14 protein-coding genes, 1 tRNA gene and 1 pseudogene are annotated in these 20,028 nt (G+C 45.6%); 8 read left to right on the plus strand and 8 right to left on the minus strand.

All coding sequences use genetic code 11. From position 1 onward, the window contains the following. Nucleotides 1–275: 275 nt before the first annotated feature. The 4 genes from NHN17_RS13520 to NHN17_RS13535 all read left to right on the plus strand — a co-directional run bounded on the left by NHN17_RS13520 (nucleotide 276) and on the right by NHN17_RS13535 (nucleotide 5,604). Nucleotides 276–2,315: a methyl-accepting chemotaxis protein gene (locus NHN17_RS13520; RefSeq protein WP_255043097.1), complete on the plus strand. Its 2,040-nt coding sequence runs from the start codon at nucleotides 276–278 to the stop codon at nucleotides 2,313–2,315. 77 nt (nucleotides 2,316–2,392) lie between these two features. Continuing rightward, nucleotides 2,393–3,115 carry a tRNA-uridine aminocarboxypropyltransferase gene (locus tag NHN17_RS13525; protein WP_255043098.1) on the plus strand — a complete coding sequence of 241 codons (723 nt, stop codon included), beginning with the start codon at nucleotides 2,393–2,395 and terminating at the stop codon, nucleotides 3,113–3,115. A 187-nt stretch (nucleotides 3,116–3,302) separates the two neighbouring features. Then, nucleotides 3,303–4,211: an N-acetylglucosamine kinase gene (gene nagK / locus NHN17_RS13530; protein ID WP_255043099.1), complete on the plus strand. Its 909-nt coding sequence runs from the start codon at nucleotides 3,303–3,305 to the stop codon at nucleotides 4,209–4,211. A gap of 145 nt (nucleotides 4,212–4,356) precedes the next feature. Then, nucleotides 4,357–5,604: a DEAD/DEAH box helicase gene (locus tag NHN17_RS13535; RefSeq protein WP_255043100.1), complete on the plus strand. Its 1,248-nt coding sequence runs from the start codon at nucleotides 4,357–4,359 to the stop codon at nucleotides 5,602–5,604. Nucleotides 5,605–5,732: 128 nt separating this feature from the next. On the opposite strand, the pseudogene NHN17_RS13540 reads toward NHN17_RS13535, so the two are convergent. Then, nucleotides 5,733–6,817 (minus strand): annotated as a pseudogene (locus tag NHN17_RS13540) (ketoacyl-ACP synthase III). 190 nt (nucleotides 6,818–7,007) lie between these two features. Here NHN17_RS13540 and NHN17_RS13545 point away from each other — a divergent pair. Continuing rightward, on the plus strand, nucleotides 7,008–7,988 hold the full coding sequence (locus NHN17_RS13545; RefSeq protein WP_255043101.1) for a Gfo/Idh/MocA family protein: 981 nt from the start codon (nucleotides 7,008–7,010) through the stop codon (nucleotides 7,986–7,988). Nucleotides 7,989–8,116: 128 nt separating this feature from the next. Here the strand turns inward: NHN17_RS13545 and NHN17_RS13550 are convergent, their stop codons facing one another. From NHN17_RS13550 to NHN17_RS13560, 3 genes are all read right to left on the minus strand, one after another. Beyond that, nucleotides 8,117–9,487 carry an SLC13 family permease gene (locus tag NHN17_RS13550; protein ID WP_255043102.1) on the minus strand — a complete coding sequence of 457 codons (1,371 nt, stop codon included), beginning with the start codon at nucleotides 9,485–9,487 and terminating at the stop codon, nucleotides 8,117–8,119. A 542-nt stretch (nucleotides 9,488–10,029) separates the two neighbouring features. Next, nucleotides 10,030–10,707, minus strand: a complete 678-nt coding sequence (locus tag NHN17_RS13555) for a SanA/YdcF family protein (protein ID WP_255043133.1) — start codon at nucleotides 10,705–10,707, stop codon at nucleotides 10,030–10,032. A 312-nt stretch (nucleotides 10,708–11,019) separates the two neighbouring features. Beyond that, nucleotides 11,020–11,096: transfer RNA gene (locus NHN17_RS13560), tRNA-Pro, on the minus strand. Nucleotides 11,097–11,648: 552 nt separating this feature from the next. Between NHN17_RS13560 and NHN17_RS13565 the strand changes: the two genes are divergently transcribed. The 3 genes from NHN17_RS13565 to NHN17_RS13575 all read left to right on the plus strand — a co-directional run bounded on the left by NHN17_RS13565 (nucleotide 11,649) and on the right by NHN17_RS13575 (nucleotide 14,002). Beyond that, nucleotides 11,649–11,978, plus strand: coding sequence for a hypothetical protein (locus NHN17_RS13565; RefSeq protein ID WP_255043103.1), 330 nt, complete (start codon nucleotides 11,649–11,651; stop codon nucleotides 11,976–11,978). A 327-nt stretch (nucleotides 11,979–12,305) separates the two neighbouring features. Then, nucleotides 12,306–13,160, plus strand: a complete 855-nt coding sequence (locus NHN17_RS13570; RefSeq protein WP_255043104.1) for an ABC transporter ATP-binding protein — start codon at nucleotides 12,306–12,308, stop codon at nucleotides 13,158–13,160. After that, nucleotides 13,157–14,002: an ABC transporter gene (locus NHN17_RS13575; protein WP_255043105.1), complete on the plus strand. Its 846-nt coding sequence runs from the start codon at nucleotides 13,157–13,159 to the stop codon at nucleotides 14,000–14,002. The genes NHN17_RS13570 and NHN17_RS13575 overlap by 4 nt, the downstream gene beginning before the upstream one ends. 85 nt (nucleotides 14,003–14,087) lie before the next feature. Here the strand turns inward: NHN17_RS13575 and NHN17_RS13580 are convergent, their stop codons facing one another. From NHN17_RS13580 to NHN17_RS13595, 4 genes are all read right to left on the minus strand, one after another. Next, entirely contained in the window at nucleotides 14,088–14,291 is a 204-nt protein-coding gene (locus tag NHN17_RS13580; RefSeq protein WP_255043106.1) for a helix-turn-helix domain-containing protein, read from the minus strand. A gap of 108 nt (nucleotides 14,292–14,399) precedes the next feature. Beyond that, the gene (locus NHN17_RS13585) at nucleotides 14,400–17,234 is read right to left on the minus strand and encodes an Hsp70 family protein (RefSeq protein ID WP_255043107.1); all 2,835 of its coding nucleotides are present in this window, start codon (nucleotides 17,232–17,234) and stop codon (nucleotides 14,400–14,402) included. 196 nt (nucleotides 17,235–17,430) lie between these two features. Beyond that, entirely contained in the window at nucleotides 17,431–19,266 is a 1,836-nt protein-coding gene (locus NHN17_RS13590; protein WP_255043108.1) for an Hsp70 family protein, read from the minus strand. Further along, on the minus strand, nucleotides 19,266–19,925 hold the full coding sequence (locus NHN17_RS13595) for a DUF2760 domain-containing protein (RefSeq protein ID WP_255043109.1): 660 nt from the start codon (nucleotides 19,923–19,925) through the stop codon (nucleotides 19,266–19,268). The genes NHN17_RS13590 and NHN17_RS13595 overlap by 1 nt, the downstream gene beginning before the upstream one ends. Nucleotides 19,926–20,028: the final 103 nt, after the last annotated feature.

Genomic DNA, 20,028 nt, shown 5'->3' on the forward strand with positions numbered 1-20,028 from the left:
AGTCTAAAAAAGCAGTGCCTCGCTGCTTTTTTGTGTTTTACGCCGCTGCAATTATATCCCTCCCCAGTATTAAGCGGCCTATACGGTAATGTTTACTGTTATGTCCATTGATTTTATTGACGAAACTGACAATTGAAATCTAACTGTCATATTTGTTAAGTAAGTTTGTCATCAAAATGGTTAACCCCTAGTGACATGAAATTATTACGTTTCTGTTTTGCGGTTGACATATAACACCATGATACTGGCTGAACTCAATCAGGGATATGATCAGAATGAAAAACCAGCTGCGGGGCAAATCGCGTCTCTCCATCGTTGCCTCAATTCAAATTGTCTTTGTGTTGTTGGTCGCAACTGGCGGCTTACTTTCCTACTTTGGGAATAACGGCCTAAAAAATGTCGCACGAGAATTTGAGGTGCTGAGTCATCAAGCGTTACCTGTAACAATGAATAGCAGTGTTATTGTTCGGGCCTCTTTGCAGTCAGCTCAACGACTTGGTGAAATGATCAATAGCTCATCAGTTGAAGAGCTTGATATTGCTCATCAGGCATTCAATGAAGAGCAACAAGTGATGAGCATCGCCTTGAGTGAGCTGCAGCGATTAGCCGAAGAAAATCAACTCGGTTGGTTGATCAATGATATTCGAACACTGAGTTCTCAAGCTGAGCTGACCGGGGCTGCTGCGGCCACTCTTTACCAATCTCAACAAGATATCTTAGTCAATCAAAGTAAGATTGAGTCAGACAAGGCTATGATGAACTATGCTGTGTCATCGGTAAGGGCAGAGATGAACCGTGTTGGTTCGGAGATCTTTGCCACAAATCTTGACGGCATCAATCATGTCTCCAATTTTGTCAATCATTCGTTGGAAATGGCCAGTCACTTAATGGCGTTGATGATGGAGCGAGATCTGTCGAAGGCCGAAGGGCTTGTTCATAGCCTGCAAAGTACCAATTTATCGGGTATGAATTATGCCTGGCGAGAAATGAACCGCCTTGATGCGAGTATTTCTGAGTACACCAGTATCGTTGTACCGTTCACCATGGTGAAAGCGTTGTATGAAGATTCTGGTATTGTCGCCTTGCAGCTTAATACCCTGGCCCTGCAGGAAGAGCAAGCTGCCAAAGTACAAAATGCCCAGCAACAAATAGCATCAATGGCTAACCAGATTAATACGCTAACTGATGGTGCCAATAGCTTGGTGGAACAAGGAGAAAACGGAGTAATACAAGCCAGCGAAAATGCGATGACATTGTTCATTACTTTCAGCATCGCGGGCTTGGTGGTTGCTGTGCTTTCCAGTGCTTGGATTAGTCAATCTGTGAAACGTTCACTACAAAAAATTGACCGAGTGGTTGAGGCAACGAGTAAGGGGGATCTAACCGCTAAGGCAACGCAGGATGCACCTAAAGAGTTTGCTGTATTGGGTGGCTTGCTTAATCAATCTAACTTCAACAACAGCCAAACAATCGGCCAGTTGGTCGAGAACAGCCACCAGCTAAGTACGGCCTCGGAAACCAGCCAGAAAGCAGCGTCTCAATCCCGAATTGCGATTAAAGAACAAAGTGACGAGCTGGCAGCTATCGCGACTGCTATCACTCAGCTTGAGGTATCAATTAAAGAAATTGTTGCTAGTACCCAAGAGTCAGAGCATGAAGCCAAGCAAGCTAACGATATGGCCCAGCAGGGGGTGGATATTATCGATGAAAGTACGTCTCGTCTGCGCATGCTGGATGAACGGTTTGCTGTTAACGAAACACGCATGAAAGAATTAGATAGCCACGTTGATAAAATTACCGAAGTCGTGGCGTTGATCAGTGCTATTGCAGACAATACCAATTTACTGGCGTTGAATGCTGCGATAGAAGCAGCCCGTGCGGGTGAACAGGGCAGGGGATTTGCTGTTGTTGCCGATGAAGTTCGTAAACTCGCCAGTGAAACCAATATGCAAACCGCTTCAATCCGAAACACCATTAGCGAGCTTCACCGAGCAGCGAAAGATGTAAACGATGCAATGGTCGTCAGCCGGGAAGAGATGACATCATCAATTGATTTAAGCAGTGAGGTTCAGGCTTCAATCCACCAAATAAAATCAATTGTTGCGAGTATCAGTGACAAGGTCATTGCGATTTCGGCCGCCACGCAGCAGCAAGAAAATGCATCCATTGAAGTAGGATACAGTGTTGAGCAGGTGTCGTTGCAAGCTCAAACCAATAGCCGAGAACTCAAGACGCTGGTGGAACAGGCTGGTAGGGTATCGGATGTTGCGCACAAGCAGCAGGACTTGCTATCTAAGTACCGATTACAGTCCTGAAAGTGAATTTTGAGCTAGCTTGGGTATACAAACGCCAGTAGAATGATGGCGTTTTTGGTTTTTAGGTGAAGCTTTCTATGCGTATCCATGCTGTTCATAAGTTATATGATGAGCGCCTTGCTCGTTCTACTCGTCCGTTCCTAGCCCGCGGCGGTAAAGTAGAGCGCTGCTTATTCTGTATGTTACGCAAGCATTTGTGTATTTGCTCCAGCAAGCCGGAAATTTCATCCAACGCCGCCTTTTTGTTGGTGATGTATGACGACGAGGTTCTCAAGCCAAGCAACACAGGCCGCTTGATAGCCGACTTGTTTGAAGATACCTATGCCTTCATTTGGTCACGGACTGAGCCGAACTCTGAGATGCTTGCCTTAGTGGAAGACCCACAGTGGCAGCCATATGTCGTTTTTCCTGCTGAGTATGCGGCTCCTGAGCGTGTTGCTGAGCGAGTTGAGATTGAGTCAGATAAGCGACCACTGTTTATCATGCTCGACGGCAGCTGGGCTGAAGCTAAGAAGATGTTTCGCAAGAGCCCTTACTTGAACCAGTTCCCGGTACTGTCTATCAATCCGGAGAAGCCCTCTCGCTACAAGGTACGTGAAGCCTCTAAAGAAAATCAGTTAGGGACCGCTGAAGTCGCAGCTCGTATTGTTGATCTCTATGGTGAGCAGAAAAATGCCGATGTATTGGATTTGTGGTTCGATGTGTTTCGCGAGAGCTACATGATTGGCAAGATGAACCGTGTATTACCAGACGACAATGCAATCAGCCAGTTACATGAGTACATGGGAACCTATGCATAACTGCACGTCGAATGTAAAAGAGTATTGCATTGTCTTCTAATTATGACATTTATTGATGTTTCTTTCAGCAAACGCGATAGGTAGCACCATACCACCCTGCTAAATCTGCACCTCGTCACAGTCTGTAGGTGTAGTTATGTGGATAATTTTTTCAGTTTCGTTTTTTTACTATTTTTTGGAGTGCAGGATGTACTACGGCTTTGATGTGGGTGGAACCAAAATTGAGTTTGGCGCGTTTAACGAAAAACTTGAGCGAGTAGCCACAGAGCGTGTGCCAACCCCGACTGGCGACTATGAGCTGTTAGTTGAGACTATCGCAAGTCTGGTCAATAAATACGATGCAGAGTATGGTTGCGAGGGCACTATCGGTTTAGGTCTACCAGGAATGGAAGATGCCGATGACGGTACTGTTCTCACCGTTAACGTGCCAGCAGCAAAAGGCAAGCCGCTACGTAAAGATCTTGAAGCGAAAATTGGTCGTTCGGTCAAAATTGAAAACGATGCAAACTGCTTCGCACTATCTGAAGCGTGGGATGAAGAGCTACAAGATGAGCCTTCAGTATTAGGCTTGATTTTGGGCACCGGTTTTGGTGGCGGCTTTATTTACGAAGGTAAGGTGTTCTCAGGCCGTAACCATGTTGCAGGTGAAGTAGGCCATACCCGACTCCCACTTGATGCATGGTTCCATTTAGGTGACAATGCGCCACTGCTTGGCTGTGGGTGTGACAAGAAAGGTTGTTTAGATAGTTACTTGTCTGGTCGTGGTTTCGAACTGCTGTATGCGCATTATTACGGTGAAGAAAAGAAAGCGATTGAGATCATCAAAGCCCATGCGGAAGGCGAAGCTAAAGCTGTTGAGCACGTAGAGCGTTTTATGGAGCTACTTGCTATCTGTTTTGCTAACCTATTTACTGCAACCGACCCACATGTTGTAGCACTGGGTGGTGGCCTTTCAAATTTTGAATTGATTTATGAAGAGATGCCTAAGCGCATTCCTAAGTATCTACTGTCTGTGGCGAAGTGCCCTAAGATCATCAAAGCAAAACACGGTGATTCCGGCGGTGTTCGCGGTGCTGCATTCCTGAATATTAAGTAAGATAGATACCCAAGTTAGTTGGGTAAAACGGCCGTTACTATTCGCTAATTCAAAAGCACCGCTCGGCGGTGCTTTTTTATCGTTTCACACTTCACCCGCTTTTTTGTTAAAATCCCGCCTCTTTTGAAAATTGTCGGTATTTTGCATGTCTTTCCAATCGCTGGGGTTGAATCACCAACTCGTCGAAAACGTTTCTTCACTCGGTTTTGAACAGCCAACACCAGTACAGCTTCAGGCTATCCCCGAAATATTAGCAGGTCACGATGTGTTGGCTGGTGCTCAAACGGGGACCGGAAAGACTGCTGCTTTTGGGCTTCCGTTGATCCACCGTTTACTAGAAAGTGATGTTGACACTGAAACTAAGCAGGTTAAAGCGTTGATATTGACACCTACCCGAGAACTCGCACAGCAGGTTTTTGACAGCTTATCGTTATACGCAAAAAATACACCGTTGAAGGTTGCCGTTGCTTATGGTGGAACCAGTATGAAAGTGCAGGTAAAAGCGTTGGAGTCTGGGGTTGATATTCTTGTCGCGACACCAGGGCGACTGCTTGATCATGCACATGTACGTACGGTTGATCTCAGTAAGGTCAGCTACCTGGTTCTGGATGAAGCTGATCGCATGCTGGACATGGGTTTCATTGATGACATCAAGCGTATCCTTAAGCGGATGCGTGTCGATCGCCAGACCGCGTTCTTCTCTGCGACATTTGGTAAACAAGTGAAAAAGCTCGCTTTTGATATTTTGGATGACCCTAAGCTGATCGAAGTAACGCCAAGTAACAGTACGGCGGTTACTGTTGAACAAATGGTATATCCAGTCGACAAACACCGTAAAAGCGAATTGCTGGCTTACCTCATTGGCTCTAGAAACTGGCAGCAAGTGTTAGTGTTTACTAAAACCAGACAGGGATCGGATGCACTTGCCAAAGAGCTTGGCAAAGATGGCATCAAGGCCGTGTCTATCAACGGTGATAAGAGCCAAGGGGCACGCCAGCGTGCTCTGGATGACTTTAAGTCAGGTAAAGCGAGAGTTTTGGTTGCAACGGATGTCGCAGCTCGCGGTATTGATATTGAACAGCTGGAGTATGTCATCAATTATGAGATGCCGTTCAAAGCCGAAGATTATGTACACCGAATCGGCCGTACAGGCCGAGCAGGGCAAACAGGACATGCTATCTCTCTGATGAGCCTTGATGAAGAGTGGGCACTGCGTGCTATTGAAGAGCTACTCGATACAAGATTGCCCCAGCAATGGCTAGAAGGGTATGAACCAGACCCTAGCTACGAGCCGCCTGAAAATCGCCGTCGTGGTCGTTCAAGTGATAAGCGCCGGGCTAAGGCGAAATCCCAAATCCACAAAAACCGGGGTCGTAATCGTACTCGGAATTAGCAATAGTAAGCATGTTTTTGCAACAAAAAAAGCATCACTTATAGTGGTGCTTTTTTGTGTTAGGAAGGGTACTCAATGGGCTAACGGGGTTTCTATATCCTGTACCTTGAGGTAACTTAGGTACAGAGTTACTTTTTGCAGTGTTTGATCGCGTTCTCGAGTAATTCAGTCGCTGTTTGGTGGCAATCTGGTAGCGCTATTTCCGTCTTGTGAACGGGAGTGACACGTTGCCCCCATTTAATGACTGCCGCCCCCCAAGTCAGGCCGGCACCAAATGCGGCCGATAAAATGGTATCGCCAGGTTTTATTCGTCCTTGCTCGACGGCTTCGCATAGTGCGATAGGCACAGTGCGATAGGCACAGTGGCCGCCGATGTATTACCGTATTTATGGATATTGATGAAGGCTTTGTCTTGCGGGATACCTGCATGGTCGCACAGCGCTTCAATTATGCGTTGGTTTGCCTGATGGGGAATGACAATATCAATGTCGTCTTGGGTTAAGTTCGCACGCTGTAACACGGTGTTCGCAGCGGTACCCATGCCACGTACTGCGCGTCGGAAAATTTCCCGGCCAACAAAGTTAAAGGCAAAGTGCCCTGCGTCAGGGTTGAAACGATCCATAGCCGTACCAAATTCAGGGATGGCGAGAACATCTCTTCCTTCAGGGTCACAGCCCAATTGTGCATCAAGCAGTCCTGAATGTTGCGTTGAACGGCTTAAGACTGCAGCTCCCGCTCCGTCACCAAATAATACAGCAGTGTCGCGCTGACTCCAGTCTAGATACCATGAAAGGCGTTCAGCACCAACCACCAGAACATGCTGATAGTTACCAGCCTGAATCATTTTGGTTGCCGTTTCCAGACCATAAAGAAACCCGGTGCAAGCCGCATTCATATCAAAGGCAGCCGCTTTGATTGCCCCCAGATCGAGCTGTACTTTTGAGGCGATATTCGGCACTAAAGTATCAGGAGAGCAAGTTGCAATAATGATTAAATCCAACTCAGATGCATCCACACCAGCGGCTGCAAGCGCCCGAGCGCCAGCAACACGAGCTAGATCTGAGGTATTCACATGGCTGATTCGCCTAGACTCGATACCTGTACGAGTTCGAACCCATTCATCCGATGTTTCAACGAATTGGCTAAGCTCATCATTACTGAGCTCTGTTGGAGGGAGGCATTTGCCCCATCCGGTAATTTCCGCGTAGTACATAGCGTCACTCGTCATTATTATTCGACCTAATCAAAGTAAACCATAACTGACTGTTAACACAAGACATGTAACCTGCTTACATTCAGATATTGTGGTTATGTCCGCTATGAGTATTTGTTAAACTGCTTATACCCAAGTAACGTGTTGAAGTAGCTTGGGCCTATAGCCAATAACCATAAGGATATAACCAATGATTCGTTTGGGTGTAATCGGTACAAACTGGATTACGGATCGCTTTATCAGCGCGGCATTGTCAACCGGTCACTACCAGTTGACGGCGGTTTACTCCCGAACACTGGACAAAGCGTCGGAGTTCGCCAGTAAATATGGTCAAGTTAAGTGTTATGACTCGCTAGATGATCTGGCAAATAGCGATGTTATTGATGCGGTATACATTGCCAGCCCTAATTCACTGCATGCGCCTCAGGCCAAAGTATTTATTAATGCGGGCAAACATGTGATTGGCGAAAAGCCGTTGGCATCCAATATTACCGAAGTTCAAGAGCTCGTTGCTCTTGCAGCGGAAAAACAAGTGCTATTGTTTGAAGCTATGGTTGCGACATATGTTCCTAACTTTGACGTCATTAAGAAGGCGTTACCAAAATTAGGTCGGCTACGGAAGGTATACTTTTCGTATTGCCAGTATTCATCTCGATACCAAAAGTATCTCAACGGTGAGAACCCTAACACCTTTAACCCGGTATTCTCTAATGGTTCGATAATGGACATCGGGGTTTACCCATTGAGCTGTGCTATTGCGCTTTTTGGTGAACCAGGCAGCATGACGGCACAGGGGTCTTTATTGGACTCAGGTGTTGATGCGCATGGAACTTTGGTGCTGCATTATCAAGACTTCGATGTCACTATTGCCCATTCCAAGGTGAGCGATGGCTTTATTGCAAGTGAGATACAAGGTGAGCAGGGTACGTTGTTGGTGGATTTCATTTCCCAGTGCCGTGGTGTTAAATTGTGCCGCCGAGATGAGCCTGTAGTCGACTTATCCGTTGAGCAAGATGAAAATACGATGCGTTATGAAGCCGAAGAGTTTGCCCGTTTATTTAACGCCAGTATCGTTAGTCACGAGGGGCTTATCCGCAGTCAAATAGTCAGTGCTATTACAACGCAAGCACGTGCAATTATAGGTGTGCGTTTTCCTGCAGATGAACAGTGATACCAACCTACATAAATACTTGATCAACGACTTATCCAGATTGGTATAAGATTCGTCGACTAAGTTGGTATACCCATATGTATCGAAAAGGGCGGTCCATTGACCGCCCTTGTTATATTTAGCTTTGATTACCAGAACAGGTAGGCAAGGGAAGAAAGTACCGCGATGCAAAGCACGTTCAAATATATACCAACCTTCATCATGTCGGACTGTTTGATGTGTCCAGAACCAAAAACAATGGCATTTGGAGGCGTCGCAACAGGTAACATGAATGCACAAGAAGCAGCGACGGCGATTAAGGCAGATAGAATAACAGGTGAAACGCCTAGCGCCTCGGCGACCGTTGCAAACACAGGTACTAATAGCGCTGCACTTGCGGTGTTACTGGCGAATTCGGTGAGGAAGACCACGAAGCCTGCAATGACTAAGATAGTGAAGAATAGGCCTGCTTGCTCTAGGAAACCACTTAGGCTGTGTGCCAGGAAGACGCTTGTGCCAGTGGCTTTTAATACGTTACTCAGGCAGATACCACCACCGAACAGAAGCAATACGCCCCAGTCTGTAGATTTCTCGATGTCTTTCCACTGAACCACGCGTGATGCACCAAGCATGACGATGGCTGAAAGGGCAACCAGCGTATCAAAACTTTTAATTCCACCGAGCATACCATTGATCGGTTTGCTGAGAATCCAAAGCATGACTGTGATGCCAAAAATGACTAACGTTGCCAGTTTGCTGTTATTCCATTCGACAGGTTTGTGGTCAAGTTCAAAGGTGTGGTTAAGGTTTGGCTTCAACACAAAGTAAAGCAGGGCAACCGTTATAGGTAACAACACAATAGATACGGGTAAACCAAATGCCATCCACTCCGTAAAGCTCAGGCCAACTTCCGCTGCTGCGATAGCATTAGGAGGGCTACCAACTACCGTAGCTATACCACCGATACTTGCACAGTAGGCAATACCTAGCAGTACGAATACGTAAGTACTACGTTCACTCTTGGCATTTACTTTATTTAATACGCCAAGGACAAGTGGCAGCATCATGGCTGTCGTGGCTGTGTTACTGATCCACATTGACAGCATGGCTGAAACACCAAATAACATAAATACAGCAACAGACATACGCCCTTGGGCAATAATCAGGACTTTATCCGCAATAGCCTTATCTAATTCTTGTTTATGTAGCGCGGCTGCAAGAGCAAAGCCTCCCAAGAATAGGAAGATAATTGGGTTGGCAAAATTGCTTAACGCCGCGGGGGTAGGGAATATATCAAAGCCGACGGCAAGGATGGGGACCAAAATTGCAGTAATGCTAACGTGCAGTGCTTCTGTTAGCCAAAGTACTGCAACGAAAGCAAGAATACTAAGGCCAACTACCACGTTTTTCTCAAAAGGTAGGGTGTTCAAAAGTAGAGTAAAGAGGGCTATGTCTGCCAGAAGAATAATACTGTTCCGGTCAAACAGCCACTTGCGTAGTGTCATCGTCAAGGCTGTCATCGTTGTTTCCTTTCATCTGATTATAGTTATCTAGTGCAATCTTTTGGATTAAGCTGACTCGAGATAAATGTTACCAGTTGTTTTTGTTTTGTTAATCCTGATGTGTCGATTTGTTGGTGGTTTGACGTTTTGATTGATTGAAGTGTGAGGCTGTAAAGTGGGAATGAGTATAAAGTTACCCATTTTCTGATGGAGCCACAGCCAGTAAATTGCCATGTTGACGCGGAACTGGCAGTAAGTTGCAGCAGTTTGTGATATTGCTCTAAATGACAAATAGAGGTGGTCTATGCCTATTTTCCTGCCCTTATGCTGGATGTATCATATTTCAACGAACAATGAAGAACAATTGATCTAATCTGGCAGGGAATATGAAACAGCAAGGGATTCAAAAGCGCGTTAGGCAGGATGCCCAGTTACATGTGCGCAATGTCAGGGCAAAATTTATTAAGTCGTTCGATGGACCTTCAAAAGGTAATCAGGCTCAGCCAGCGACCAAGCCATCTATAACAAAGTAAATGAACGAATAATTACTTCACCTGTCGTTACTTCGGAAGGTGAGGACCTTCAATTTCTAGCGGCTCTTTTTCTATAGGTTCTTTAGGGCCGGAAAATTTGGGTTGCATGTCAAGGATATATACATCAATAACAGCCTTGATTCTGGCAAGGACTTCCCGGGTGCGGATCTTTAATCCGGCTAGACCTTTAGGCTCTGGGACAGCAAGGCAAATAGCGTCAATATCATTACGATCTGCAATAAACAATGCTCGTTCACAGTGAAAACGTTGGGTGATAATGACAAAATGATTGGCATCGAAAACACTCTTTGCCCTTACCACAGAGTCCAACGTACGAAATCCAGCGTAATCCAGTACGATATCTTGATTGGGTATACCGGCTTTAAGTAAGTCACGCTTCATGGTCCACGGCTCATTGTATGAGCGATGGGCATTATCACCACTGAGTAACAAAATATTGATTTTCCCTTCTTTATATAACTGTTGAGCAGCATCTATGCGATACAGGTAATAGGGGTTGAGTGATTTAGCGATATATTTGCTGGTACCTAGTACTAACCCAACAGAGCGGGCAGGAGTGGCTTGAATGTTATCAAAGATACGAGGCGAGGCTTGATCGGAGAACCAGCGGTCGATCAACAAAATAGACGATACGAGTAGAATGCAGCAAATTGAAGCTAAGCGTATGATATTAAATAGCTTCATAGCGATTTGGTTATTAGGGTGATGGATAATGAGGCCAGGCATACTGTATGCTTATGGCTAACGAAAAAATACATGTGTTTGTTAAATCCCTTGTGCTTCTATGAGCGCTTAAAACAATGTAGCGATGCGCCTAATATTTGAAGATACCTTGGCTTGACATAAAAAATCAACGTAAGAGAATTTTACTCGTTATCAGGTAGGGATAGTTTAACCTAATTCATTGAATGTGTTGTGTTAAATCATCGTCAATTACAGGCTTTATTCTGAAACCGCATCGACTGTACCGTGGGCTATGGGGAGAATAAAACATTTTGGTCGGACATACTGGATTCGAACCAGCGACCCCTACTCCCCCAGAGTAGTGCGCTACCAAACTGCGCTAATGTCCGCCAAAAGGCTTTGTATTCATCATGTTAGCAATTGATAAAAGAGATTTTACAGTACAAGTTCTATAAAGTAGTAGGGTAAATGTCCAAAAATAATACCTGCCTCTCATTATTAATTAGAAACTTTACCTATACCTAAGATACTGCAAGGTGTTTGGTTCAGCGATAGTTGCTTGGATGCGAGAATGGATAAATACAAAGACGGCCTATGGATTAATTTGCTAAAGTGTTCTCTCTAGTCCACACTATCAATATGCAGTAAAACCCTGCTTTTTGCTGAATATTTGATAAATTCCTTAAATTTATGTTCACAAGGATCCTAACACGAGGTATTATCAGCGCATCTACCCTTTGTAGTTCCTAACGATTGCCACTCATTGCTTCTGACAACCTATGTGCTGCATTGACTGTGGTCCAATATGAAAAGAATTTCTTGCTCTTGATGCAAGGTAAAATCATTTGAATGTTATTTGCATATCATCATTACATTGCTTGAATAGCCCAATAATTAACGGGTGCCTTAATGCATGATATTCAATTTAAGAGGTAATATTGATGGATAACTTTGCAGCTGCTGAAAAAGCGTTATCAGCAATGCTTAATAGTGTTGAAGCGAAAACTGTAAAAGTTGATACGAAAACAGGTGTTGTAACAAAAGAAGAGCGTGTTGACTATCGACAAGTGCTTATTGATTTCGCTGATGAGGTGCCTGGACGCCAAAAGGCCGTGATTAAACGTATGCCTTTGCACAAAATTAACAACCTTATTGCTGTTCTTCATGAGTTTAAAAATGAGGCCCGTCAAGTTCGAATGATGGAAATTCTGGCTCTCATGGAAAAAGACGGTGTTGAACCGGAAGAGCTTGTTGATAAAATCGAAGAATAAAACCGCCTTTAGAATTCTTATTTGTCGACATTAACTTGCATTCAATTAGAAAGTTGCAGGGTTAATATAACGGCGTCCCAAACATAGTTTTGTTTTGGAAATGCACACTCTGATGTAATGAGAGTGGGTTTTACTATACCTCTTTAATGTGTCGATTGTTTGATTGGCACATTTTCTTTATGCCATATTCCCTCAGCAGTGTACTGTCTTAATGTCAGTAAATTCACACACTCATATCTAACCTTGTAGGTAACAAAGTGTATTAGGGCTATTGTGAACCTGATAGTATGCTTATGTAGTAATAGACAATAAGCGAAAGGTTAAATAGTGGATACGTTGGTAAATGCACACCAGCTTGGAAAAAGCTATGGTAAGTTCCGTGCTTTGATGGGGGTTAGTTTTACAATTGCACCTGGACAGGTGTTAGGCATCTTAGGGCATAACGGGGCAGGAAAGTCATCGCTTATTAAATGCTTGCTCGGCGCGCATGAATATGATGGCACATTGAGTGTTTTTGGTCATGAACCAATGAAAGAGCGGGTAGCGATTGTTCGTGACTTAGCTTACCTTTCTGACGTTGCCGTGCTGCCTGAATGGATGACAGTAAAACAAATTGTTAAATACAGTGCGGGAGTCCATCCCAATTTTGATCGTGAATTAGCCACAAAATACCTATCACAGACCGATATCCAATTATCTACGAAGATTGGCCGCCTTTCAAAAGGAATGAAGGTGCAGCTGCATTTGGCATTGATAATGTCTGCCGACGTCCGCTTACTCATTTTGGATGAACCGACTCTTGGCTTGGACTTAATGTTCAGAGAGCGTTTCTATAATCAGTTGGTCGAATGGCTCAACCAAGGTGAGCGTTCAATGATTATTGCTAGCCATGAAGTTGATGAAGTCGCTCATCTTTTAACGGATCTATTAATTTTGAAGAAAGGCAAAACGGTGATGAACGGTGCCGTTGATGAACTTAAAGGTCGTTTTCAAAAAGTCGTCGTTAGCGAAGAAAACAAGCGTAGAGCCGAAGCGGCAAGACCCCTATATATACAACAAGGGGTAAAAGATTCGGTGTATATTTTTGACAATGTAAAAGCCGAAAAGCTATCTGCTATAGGGGAAGTATGTGAACCTTCCTTGTCTGAAGTGTTCATTGCATTGCAGCAGGAGGAAGTATGAGACCTTGGCTAACACTCCTCGAGAAAGAGCTGATTGAGCACCGTATTGTGATTCGCCTACCACTTCTATTGTTGGCCTTTGCCATCATCAATTTTGTCTTTGTAATTCAAGGTGACAATGTTTCGTTTACTATGCAGTCAAGTGGCCAGGGGGTTATTGACTGGGGGATTGCACAAGGAACGTTTGCTGGATTAGTCGGGAAGCTTAACGAAGTGGTTGCCGGCATTGTGTACCTCGTCTTGTTTTTTATCTATGTTCCGAAAACGTTACGTAAAGAGAAACAAGAAGGTAGTTTGTTATTTTGGCGCTCGATGCCGGTTTCAGATTACCAGGCTATCGCGGTTAAATTGGTTTTTGCACTCGTTGTCATTCCGTTAATTGCTGCAGCCTTAATGATGGCGGCTGATATCATTGTTTGGGTAATGGCGACCTTGTGGCTGCCCCAAGATGTGATGGTGAGCTGGGGGATTTCAGTGGTGAACCTTCTGATCCATGGGGTTGAATTTCTTGGCCGCTTAGCTTTAATGAGTATTGTCCTTTTTCCTATTGGTGTGGGGCTTATGGCTTTGTCGCAGTTAACTCGATACCCGTTGCTGGCAGCGATTCTGACAGTGATCCTATTTAAAGTCGCAATGTATCAGGCTACAGGATCAAGTGAAGCTGGTGCGGTACTATCAGAAATATATGGCCTGCCATTTTCTATTCTGACGAGTTCGTCAGCGTATGCAGTCTTCGCTGAATTCGGTTTTGCTTCTCACCTAGTGATGCTCTGTATTGGCATTGGCTTGTACTGGTTGAGTAGCTGGTTAAGAGGACGCGATGATATGTTGCGTATGATGTAGCCGCTTGCCACCAAGTATCAAAAGTCACGTATAAAAAAACGGAGAATGTCACCATTCTCCGTTTTTTTCAATTTGAGCGAATTGACTACGCCGCTACTACCGTATTTAGGTATTCTACTTCACGCTTGTATTTACGTACATTGCGTGAAAGTGTACCTTTAGGTACATCGAAGCGCTTTTCAGCTTCATAGCTGGATAGGCCTTCGAAGATCACAGCCTCAACGGCAATGCGTTGATTGTCAGATTTAAAAATCCGCTGTGCGATAACTTTGTATTGTGAACGGTTCATGTGTTGTGTACTCGCTAGGCAAAAACATTCCCAGAGCAAATCTCTTAGGAATAAAAGTTAGTTCTCATTTATGATTGATGAGATTACCAGCTGAACCCTAACAGAACCTTAATCGATTAAGCGTAATCCTGTTGGTAGTGCATCACCGAATACGCGCTTAGTTTCACTCTCCGTCAAGACCTTGACGGTTGATACCATATCTATCCAACTTTCTGGCGCTTTGCTGGATTTTAGCTTCAAAATAACGTCATTTCGATCGTTTTCGTTAATGTCTAAAGTTCGGTCTCCGGTCATTCTAGACATCATTACAGCGGCAAAAGCGATGTTTGGATCCTTGCGCCAGTCGAAGTCCATCAGCTCTGGTAAGCAGTACGCGACATGTTGAGGAGTGAGCAAATTATGTGCACTACCATAGAAAGGACTACGCGTTGCAATCCGGCCAATAGCCCACCAGTGTGCTTGGGAATATTGCGGTTTCTGTAGGCGGCCGAAAATCCATTCAATAAGCTGGAGTTTTTTGTCGAATGGCAAATTTTCTAAACTCGCAGCCAATCGCACCATATCTTCGTAGCTGCGTTCTTGCAGTTCTTTGGCGAGCTTGCTGTTTCGACTGGCCGCTGGGTTGATATATTTCGCAATATCTTTGTAAATGACCAATTGCTGTTCTTGGTTTAGGCCTCCGGCGATACGACGCCAGAATGTCCACCAGTCGCTCCACGTTTGTGTGCTAGTGCTGGATTGAACACCGTGTTGGTAAAGCTGCCAAACTTGCTCCATACGCCACTCATCAGACGGGTAGCCAAAGCCAGGACGCATGGTAAAGCCTGTGAGTTTCAGCCAGTTCCTTTCATGGAGATCTGAACGACGGCGACGTTTCTTGCTATCGAGAAGTGAATTCGCTAACTCTCTTAGACAAGGCGTTTCCCAGTTGTCCCGTTTACCAAGTGTTTTCTCAAGTTGGCTACGCAAGGTTTTTATGGTGTTTGGGTTATTGTTCTTGGTACTTCCGCCATAAGCTTGTTTTACCAGCGCGATGGCATCATCCATGCGAGCAGGTAAAGCCGACTCGGCAAGGGTGGCGTTATCTCCTTCACGATGGAGTTTGGCTAAATCTTTACGGATAGCGAATTCTACTTTCCAGCGTTTATTGTCATCATGGTTGCTGACACACTCTAGCTGTAAGGTCCCCACTTCAGTAAGCTGACAGGCAAGGGTGACTTCTTCGCGGTCTTTCTGATTGGCAGCAAGCTCTGCACGATCACGATCACTGTCTAATGTAGCAATGAAAGGCGGGAGCGAAACAAAGCTTTCTTCATCTATGGTATAGATTTCACCGGCTTGGGTATGGCTATCGTCAGTGGATGAAACCAGATTAAAGCGTACGGGCTCACCGAGCGTTAGAGCAAACTTGCGGTCTTTTAAACGAATTTCGGTACTTTCATCAATACCTTTGGGCAGCAGACAGAGTCCTTGTTTTTCTCGTCTTTTGCTCTCAAGTACTAAGAAAAATGAACGAGCGGAGCCTCCACCAATTTTAAGCTGTGCACCGTGGCGGGCTTTAGCGTATGCAACAGCTCCATAAGCCACTGCCAGATCGGGGTGCGGATTGTCAAGTTGAGTGACACCGTCACCTTTCCACTGAGAGAAAGTATCGAGCACGCGATTAGACAATAGAGGACTGTTGAACACACCGCCATTAAGCAATACAGCAACAGGGATCGCAGGTTGTTCTGCTGTCGGTGCCTGGGCGGTATTTTTTAGGGACTCTCGGCACACTGAATCATGCAAGGCAATGAATTGGGCAAGGTGTTTGCTGATAGCGGGATCCGCCGCATATGGCAAACCGAACTCGATAACCGCGGCTTGGCGATGACTTGGCTGATCGCTGAAGTCTGTTTGTGGGAAGAAGCCGTCCAGTGCGATTTGATGAACCTCATCGCGAGTCATATCAATACTCTTAGCTCCGCCAATTAAACGAGAGCCACTGCCCAACATCGTTACTTTTGCGGTATTAGGGGCGTTGCCAGATAGCAGTTGCTCTTTGACTTTACGGGTTTGTTGGATGAGCTTAGATAGGCCGGAAGCACTGAGTTTCTTACTGGCACCATGAAGACGCTTTTCAGCAAGATGGGCGAGGGCAAGGTCAATGTTATCCCCACCCAGCATAAGGTGGTCACCCACGCCGATCCGATCTAGTGTGAGCTTGTCATCCTTGGTACCAACTTTGATTAAGCTCAGATCGGTGGTACCGCCACCCACATCACAGACCATTAATAACGGAATATCTTTAAGTAGCGCTTCGGCTTGATCTTTGTTTTTAGCATACCAGTCGTAACAGACCGCCTGTGGCTCTTCAAGCAGTAAAATATCGCCAAAGCCAGCCAGTTTGGCGGCTTCCAATGTTAAAGCCCGTGCCCCTTCGTCGAAAGAGGCCGGTACGGTGATCACGACCTCCTGATCTTTTAGCTTGTCACTTGGGTGGTGGTAATCCCATGCTTGGCGAACATGGTTAAGATAACTGGCACTGGCGATGACCGGTGAGACTTTTTCAACACTGTTGTTAGCCGACCAAGGGAGAATAGCTTCGGTTCTGTCGACGCCGGTATGTGATAGCCAGCTTTTAGCACTGACAACTTGGCGACCTTCAACCTTAGCGCCCATTTCCCTAGCAAGCTCACCAACAATAGCATGTTGAATATCACCATCAACAGGCTCGATATCCCATGGCAGTACCATTAAAGATGGGTCAATTTCACCAGTGGCGGGGTGGTAGCGAAATGAAGGAAGCAGAGGTTTACGTGCGACCTCGCCAGGGGCGATAAGTTGGTCTATTTCAAAAATCTCGATTGGGCTCGATTCTAGGTTATCTGAAATCGGCGTGTAGGCAACAACAGTGTGAGTTGTTCCGAGATCAATACCGACAAGGAAGCGAGGAGAGGTCATGCATTACTCCAGACGGGTTGTTTTAATACTTTTTAAGGCTTCTGATAGTATCCCAAAAGGGCATTAAGTGCATTAATGAAGGCTTTATCTTTGGGATCAAATCTTTGATTTCAATAATATATTGTTTTTTGCTAGCCAATTGTTCTCATCTAAAAAAAACGGCGCCCTTAGGCGCCGTTGTTATGATAACAATATGTTATTTCTCGCGAACGTCGAATTCGACTTGCCACTTTTGGCCACCATCAGTCGGAATGGCCTCAAGGCAAAGTGTACCTAGCTCAGTCACGCGTGAAGCAAGCCGAACCGGTACAATTTCGCCTGCTGTACGGCCATCAGAAACGGGCAGCGTTACCTGAATAGCTGGCAGCTCTTCCAGTTCCTCTGGCTGCCACCAATCAAGGTGGGTACCCGCTGGGTCATCACGGCGAACCGTGGAGCCGAAGAATTTGAATTGCACAGGCTGACCAATGACCAAGCCAAATTCGCGGCTTGGAACCTCGGCATGAGTGCCTTCTTCCATACCGAAAGGGGCAACACAGAGTGCTTCCAGTGGCGGCTCCATACCAGGGATTGCAGGCATGGCACTTTCGATACCCACATAGTAGCTACTAGCGATACCACCACGGATACGAACGCCTTTGCCTTTACGAACAGAACCGTAATAAGACGCACCGCTGGCAACTGCCAAGTCGAGATCGAGGCCTTCAAGCAGTTTTGCTTCCGGGCTGTCAGCCGTTGTTAGCCAGCTGTTGATGATGGAAAGCAAACGTTCAGATAGCAAATCTGACTTCAGTACACCACCGTTGAATAGGATAGCGGTAGGTCGGATAAACCCTTCGTGCAGTTGGTCGTATTTTTCAAACAGTTCATCAACTGCTGAAGATTGACGGCTCAGGAAGCCAGCGACATGGCGAGATACAGCCGCATCTTGAGCATATGGCAGACCCATTTGAGTCAGTGCACCACGCTGCATCTCAACTGGATGCTGCTCAATGGTGTTACGAGGGAAGAAGCCTTCAACTAGCGTTTGCTGTACTTCTTCTTGGGTCAGCTCGGTTTGAAGCGTGCCGCCAAGCAATTTTGAACCGCGGCTAGGTACAACAATGGGTACAGCTTGAAGCTCTGCGTCACCGAGTAGGGCTTCTTTGGCATCACGACAAGCATGGGTGATCGCTTGGATTTGCCAAGGCTGAAGTTGCTTGCCTTCTTGTGCCAGCTTCATCTTCAAGCGGTAGGCAAGGGCAAGGTCCATGTTATCACCACCAAGAAGGATATGATCTCCGACCGCAACTCGGTTTAGCGTTAGGTTACCTTCTTCTTCAGTCACTGCAACCAAAGATAAATCAGTGGTACCACCACCGATATCGACAACCAGAATAACGTCACCAACAGAAACTTGATCACGCCAAGTATCGTCGTTGTTTTTTAGCCAGCTGTATACAGCTGCCTGTGGCTCTTCAAGCAATGTCATGTGCTTGAAGCCGACTTCACGAGCTGCTTCTGCCGTTAAATCACGGGCTGCTGGATCGAATGATGCCGGTACGGTAATAGTAACGTCCTGCTCGAACAGCGGCGTATCTGGGTGTTGATGGTTCCATGCATCAGCAAGGTGAGCAAGGTATTGGCGGGTCGCTTCAACCGGTGAAACTTTTGCGACTTCTTCCGGGCTATTTAATGGCAGGAAGGCATCACGACGGTTCACACCACCGTGGCAGAGCCAGCTTTTCGCACTGGCGATTAAGCGAATAGGGGTTTTGCTACCAAGGCCACGGGCCATTGCGCCGACAATCGCATTTGGATGGCCAGACCATGGTAGGGCAGTATCACCCTCTGCAAGCTCAGATTCGTGAGCTTGATACATGAAGGAGGGGAGTTGGCTTTTTTCTTCAACATGGCCAGGGGTGGTAAGTTGAGGAATTGGCATGACGTTGACGCTAGCGTCTTCGTCTTGCAGATCAACATAAGATAATACGCAGTGAGTGGTACCAAGGTCGATACCAACACTATAACGGTGTTCTTGAATTTCTTGCATCACAGTTCTACCTCAGCGGCGGCAACAATTTTTGCATCGTGACCTTCAGCCAGTTTTGGCAGTTTAACGTCGGTCACTTTCCAGCCGCGGTGAATTAGGGTTCCGGTAAAAGGTGCTTCGCCAACAACATTACCTGTAAGACGAACCTCAGAAGCGTTGAAGCCTTTTGGTAATGTAATACGTGTTTCTTCTTCTTCGGCACGTACAGGGGCAAAGCTGAAGTATTCGGATAGTACTTTCTGGCCACCCTCATGAATAACACGGGCAGCAGCACCGATTTCAGCATCGCTGAAACCTTTGAGATCTTCTTGCATGAAGTCAATAAAGCGTGCTTCTTGCTGAAGCAGGGAAAGAAGTTGTAGTGCAGCATCTGGTGTCGATGTTTTAAGCTTAGGCTCGACTTCAACGATCTTTTCTACGATCTTTTCAACTTCAACAACTTTTTCGACCTCGATGATTTTCTCGACAGGTTTTTCAACCTCAACGATTTTTTCGACTTCTTTCTCAACAACTTTCTCGACTTCGACCGGTTTACCTTTCTTCGAGATATAAAGTACCAGCATAACGAGCACTAATCCGCCCAGCCAAGCATGGCCCATATCAATCGTTGTCGGCATTGCCGATAAGTCCACAGTTAGTTCAGAAAAATCAAAAGCCATATGTCGTCTTCTCTATATGAATGAGAGTTTAATTCACAAATTAGGGCAAATATTATCATAATCAAGGTGCATTACACCCAAAGGGGGGATTTTTTTGCCCACT

The sequence above is a fragment of the Photobacterium pectinilyticum genome (assembly GCF_024357955.1).
Classification (GTDB): domain Bacteria; phylum Pseudomonadota; class Gammaproteobacteria; order Enterobacterales; family Vibrionaceae; genus Photobacterium; species Photobacterium pectinilyticum.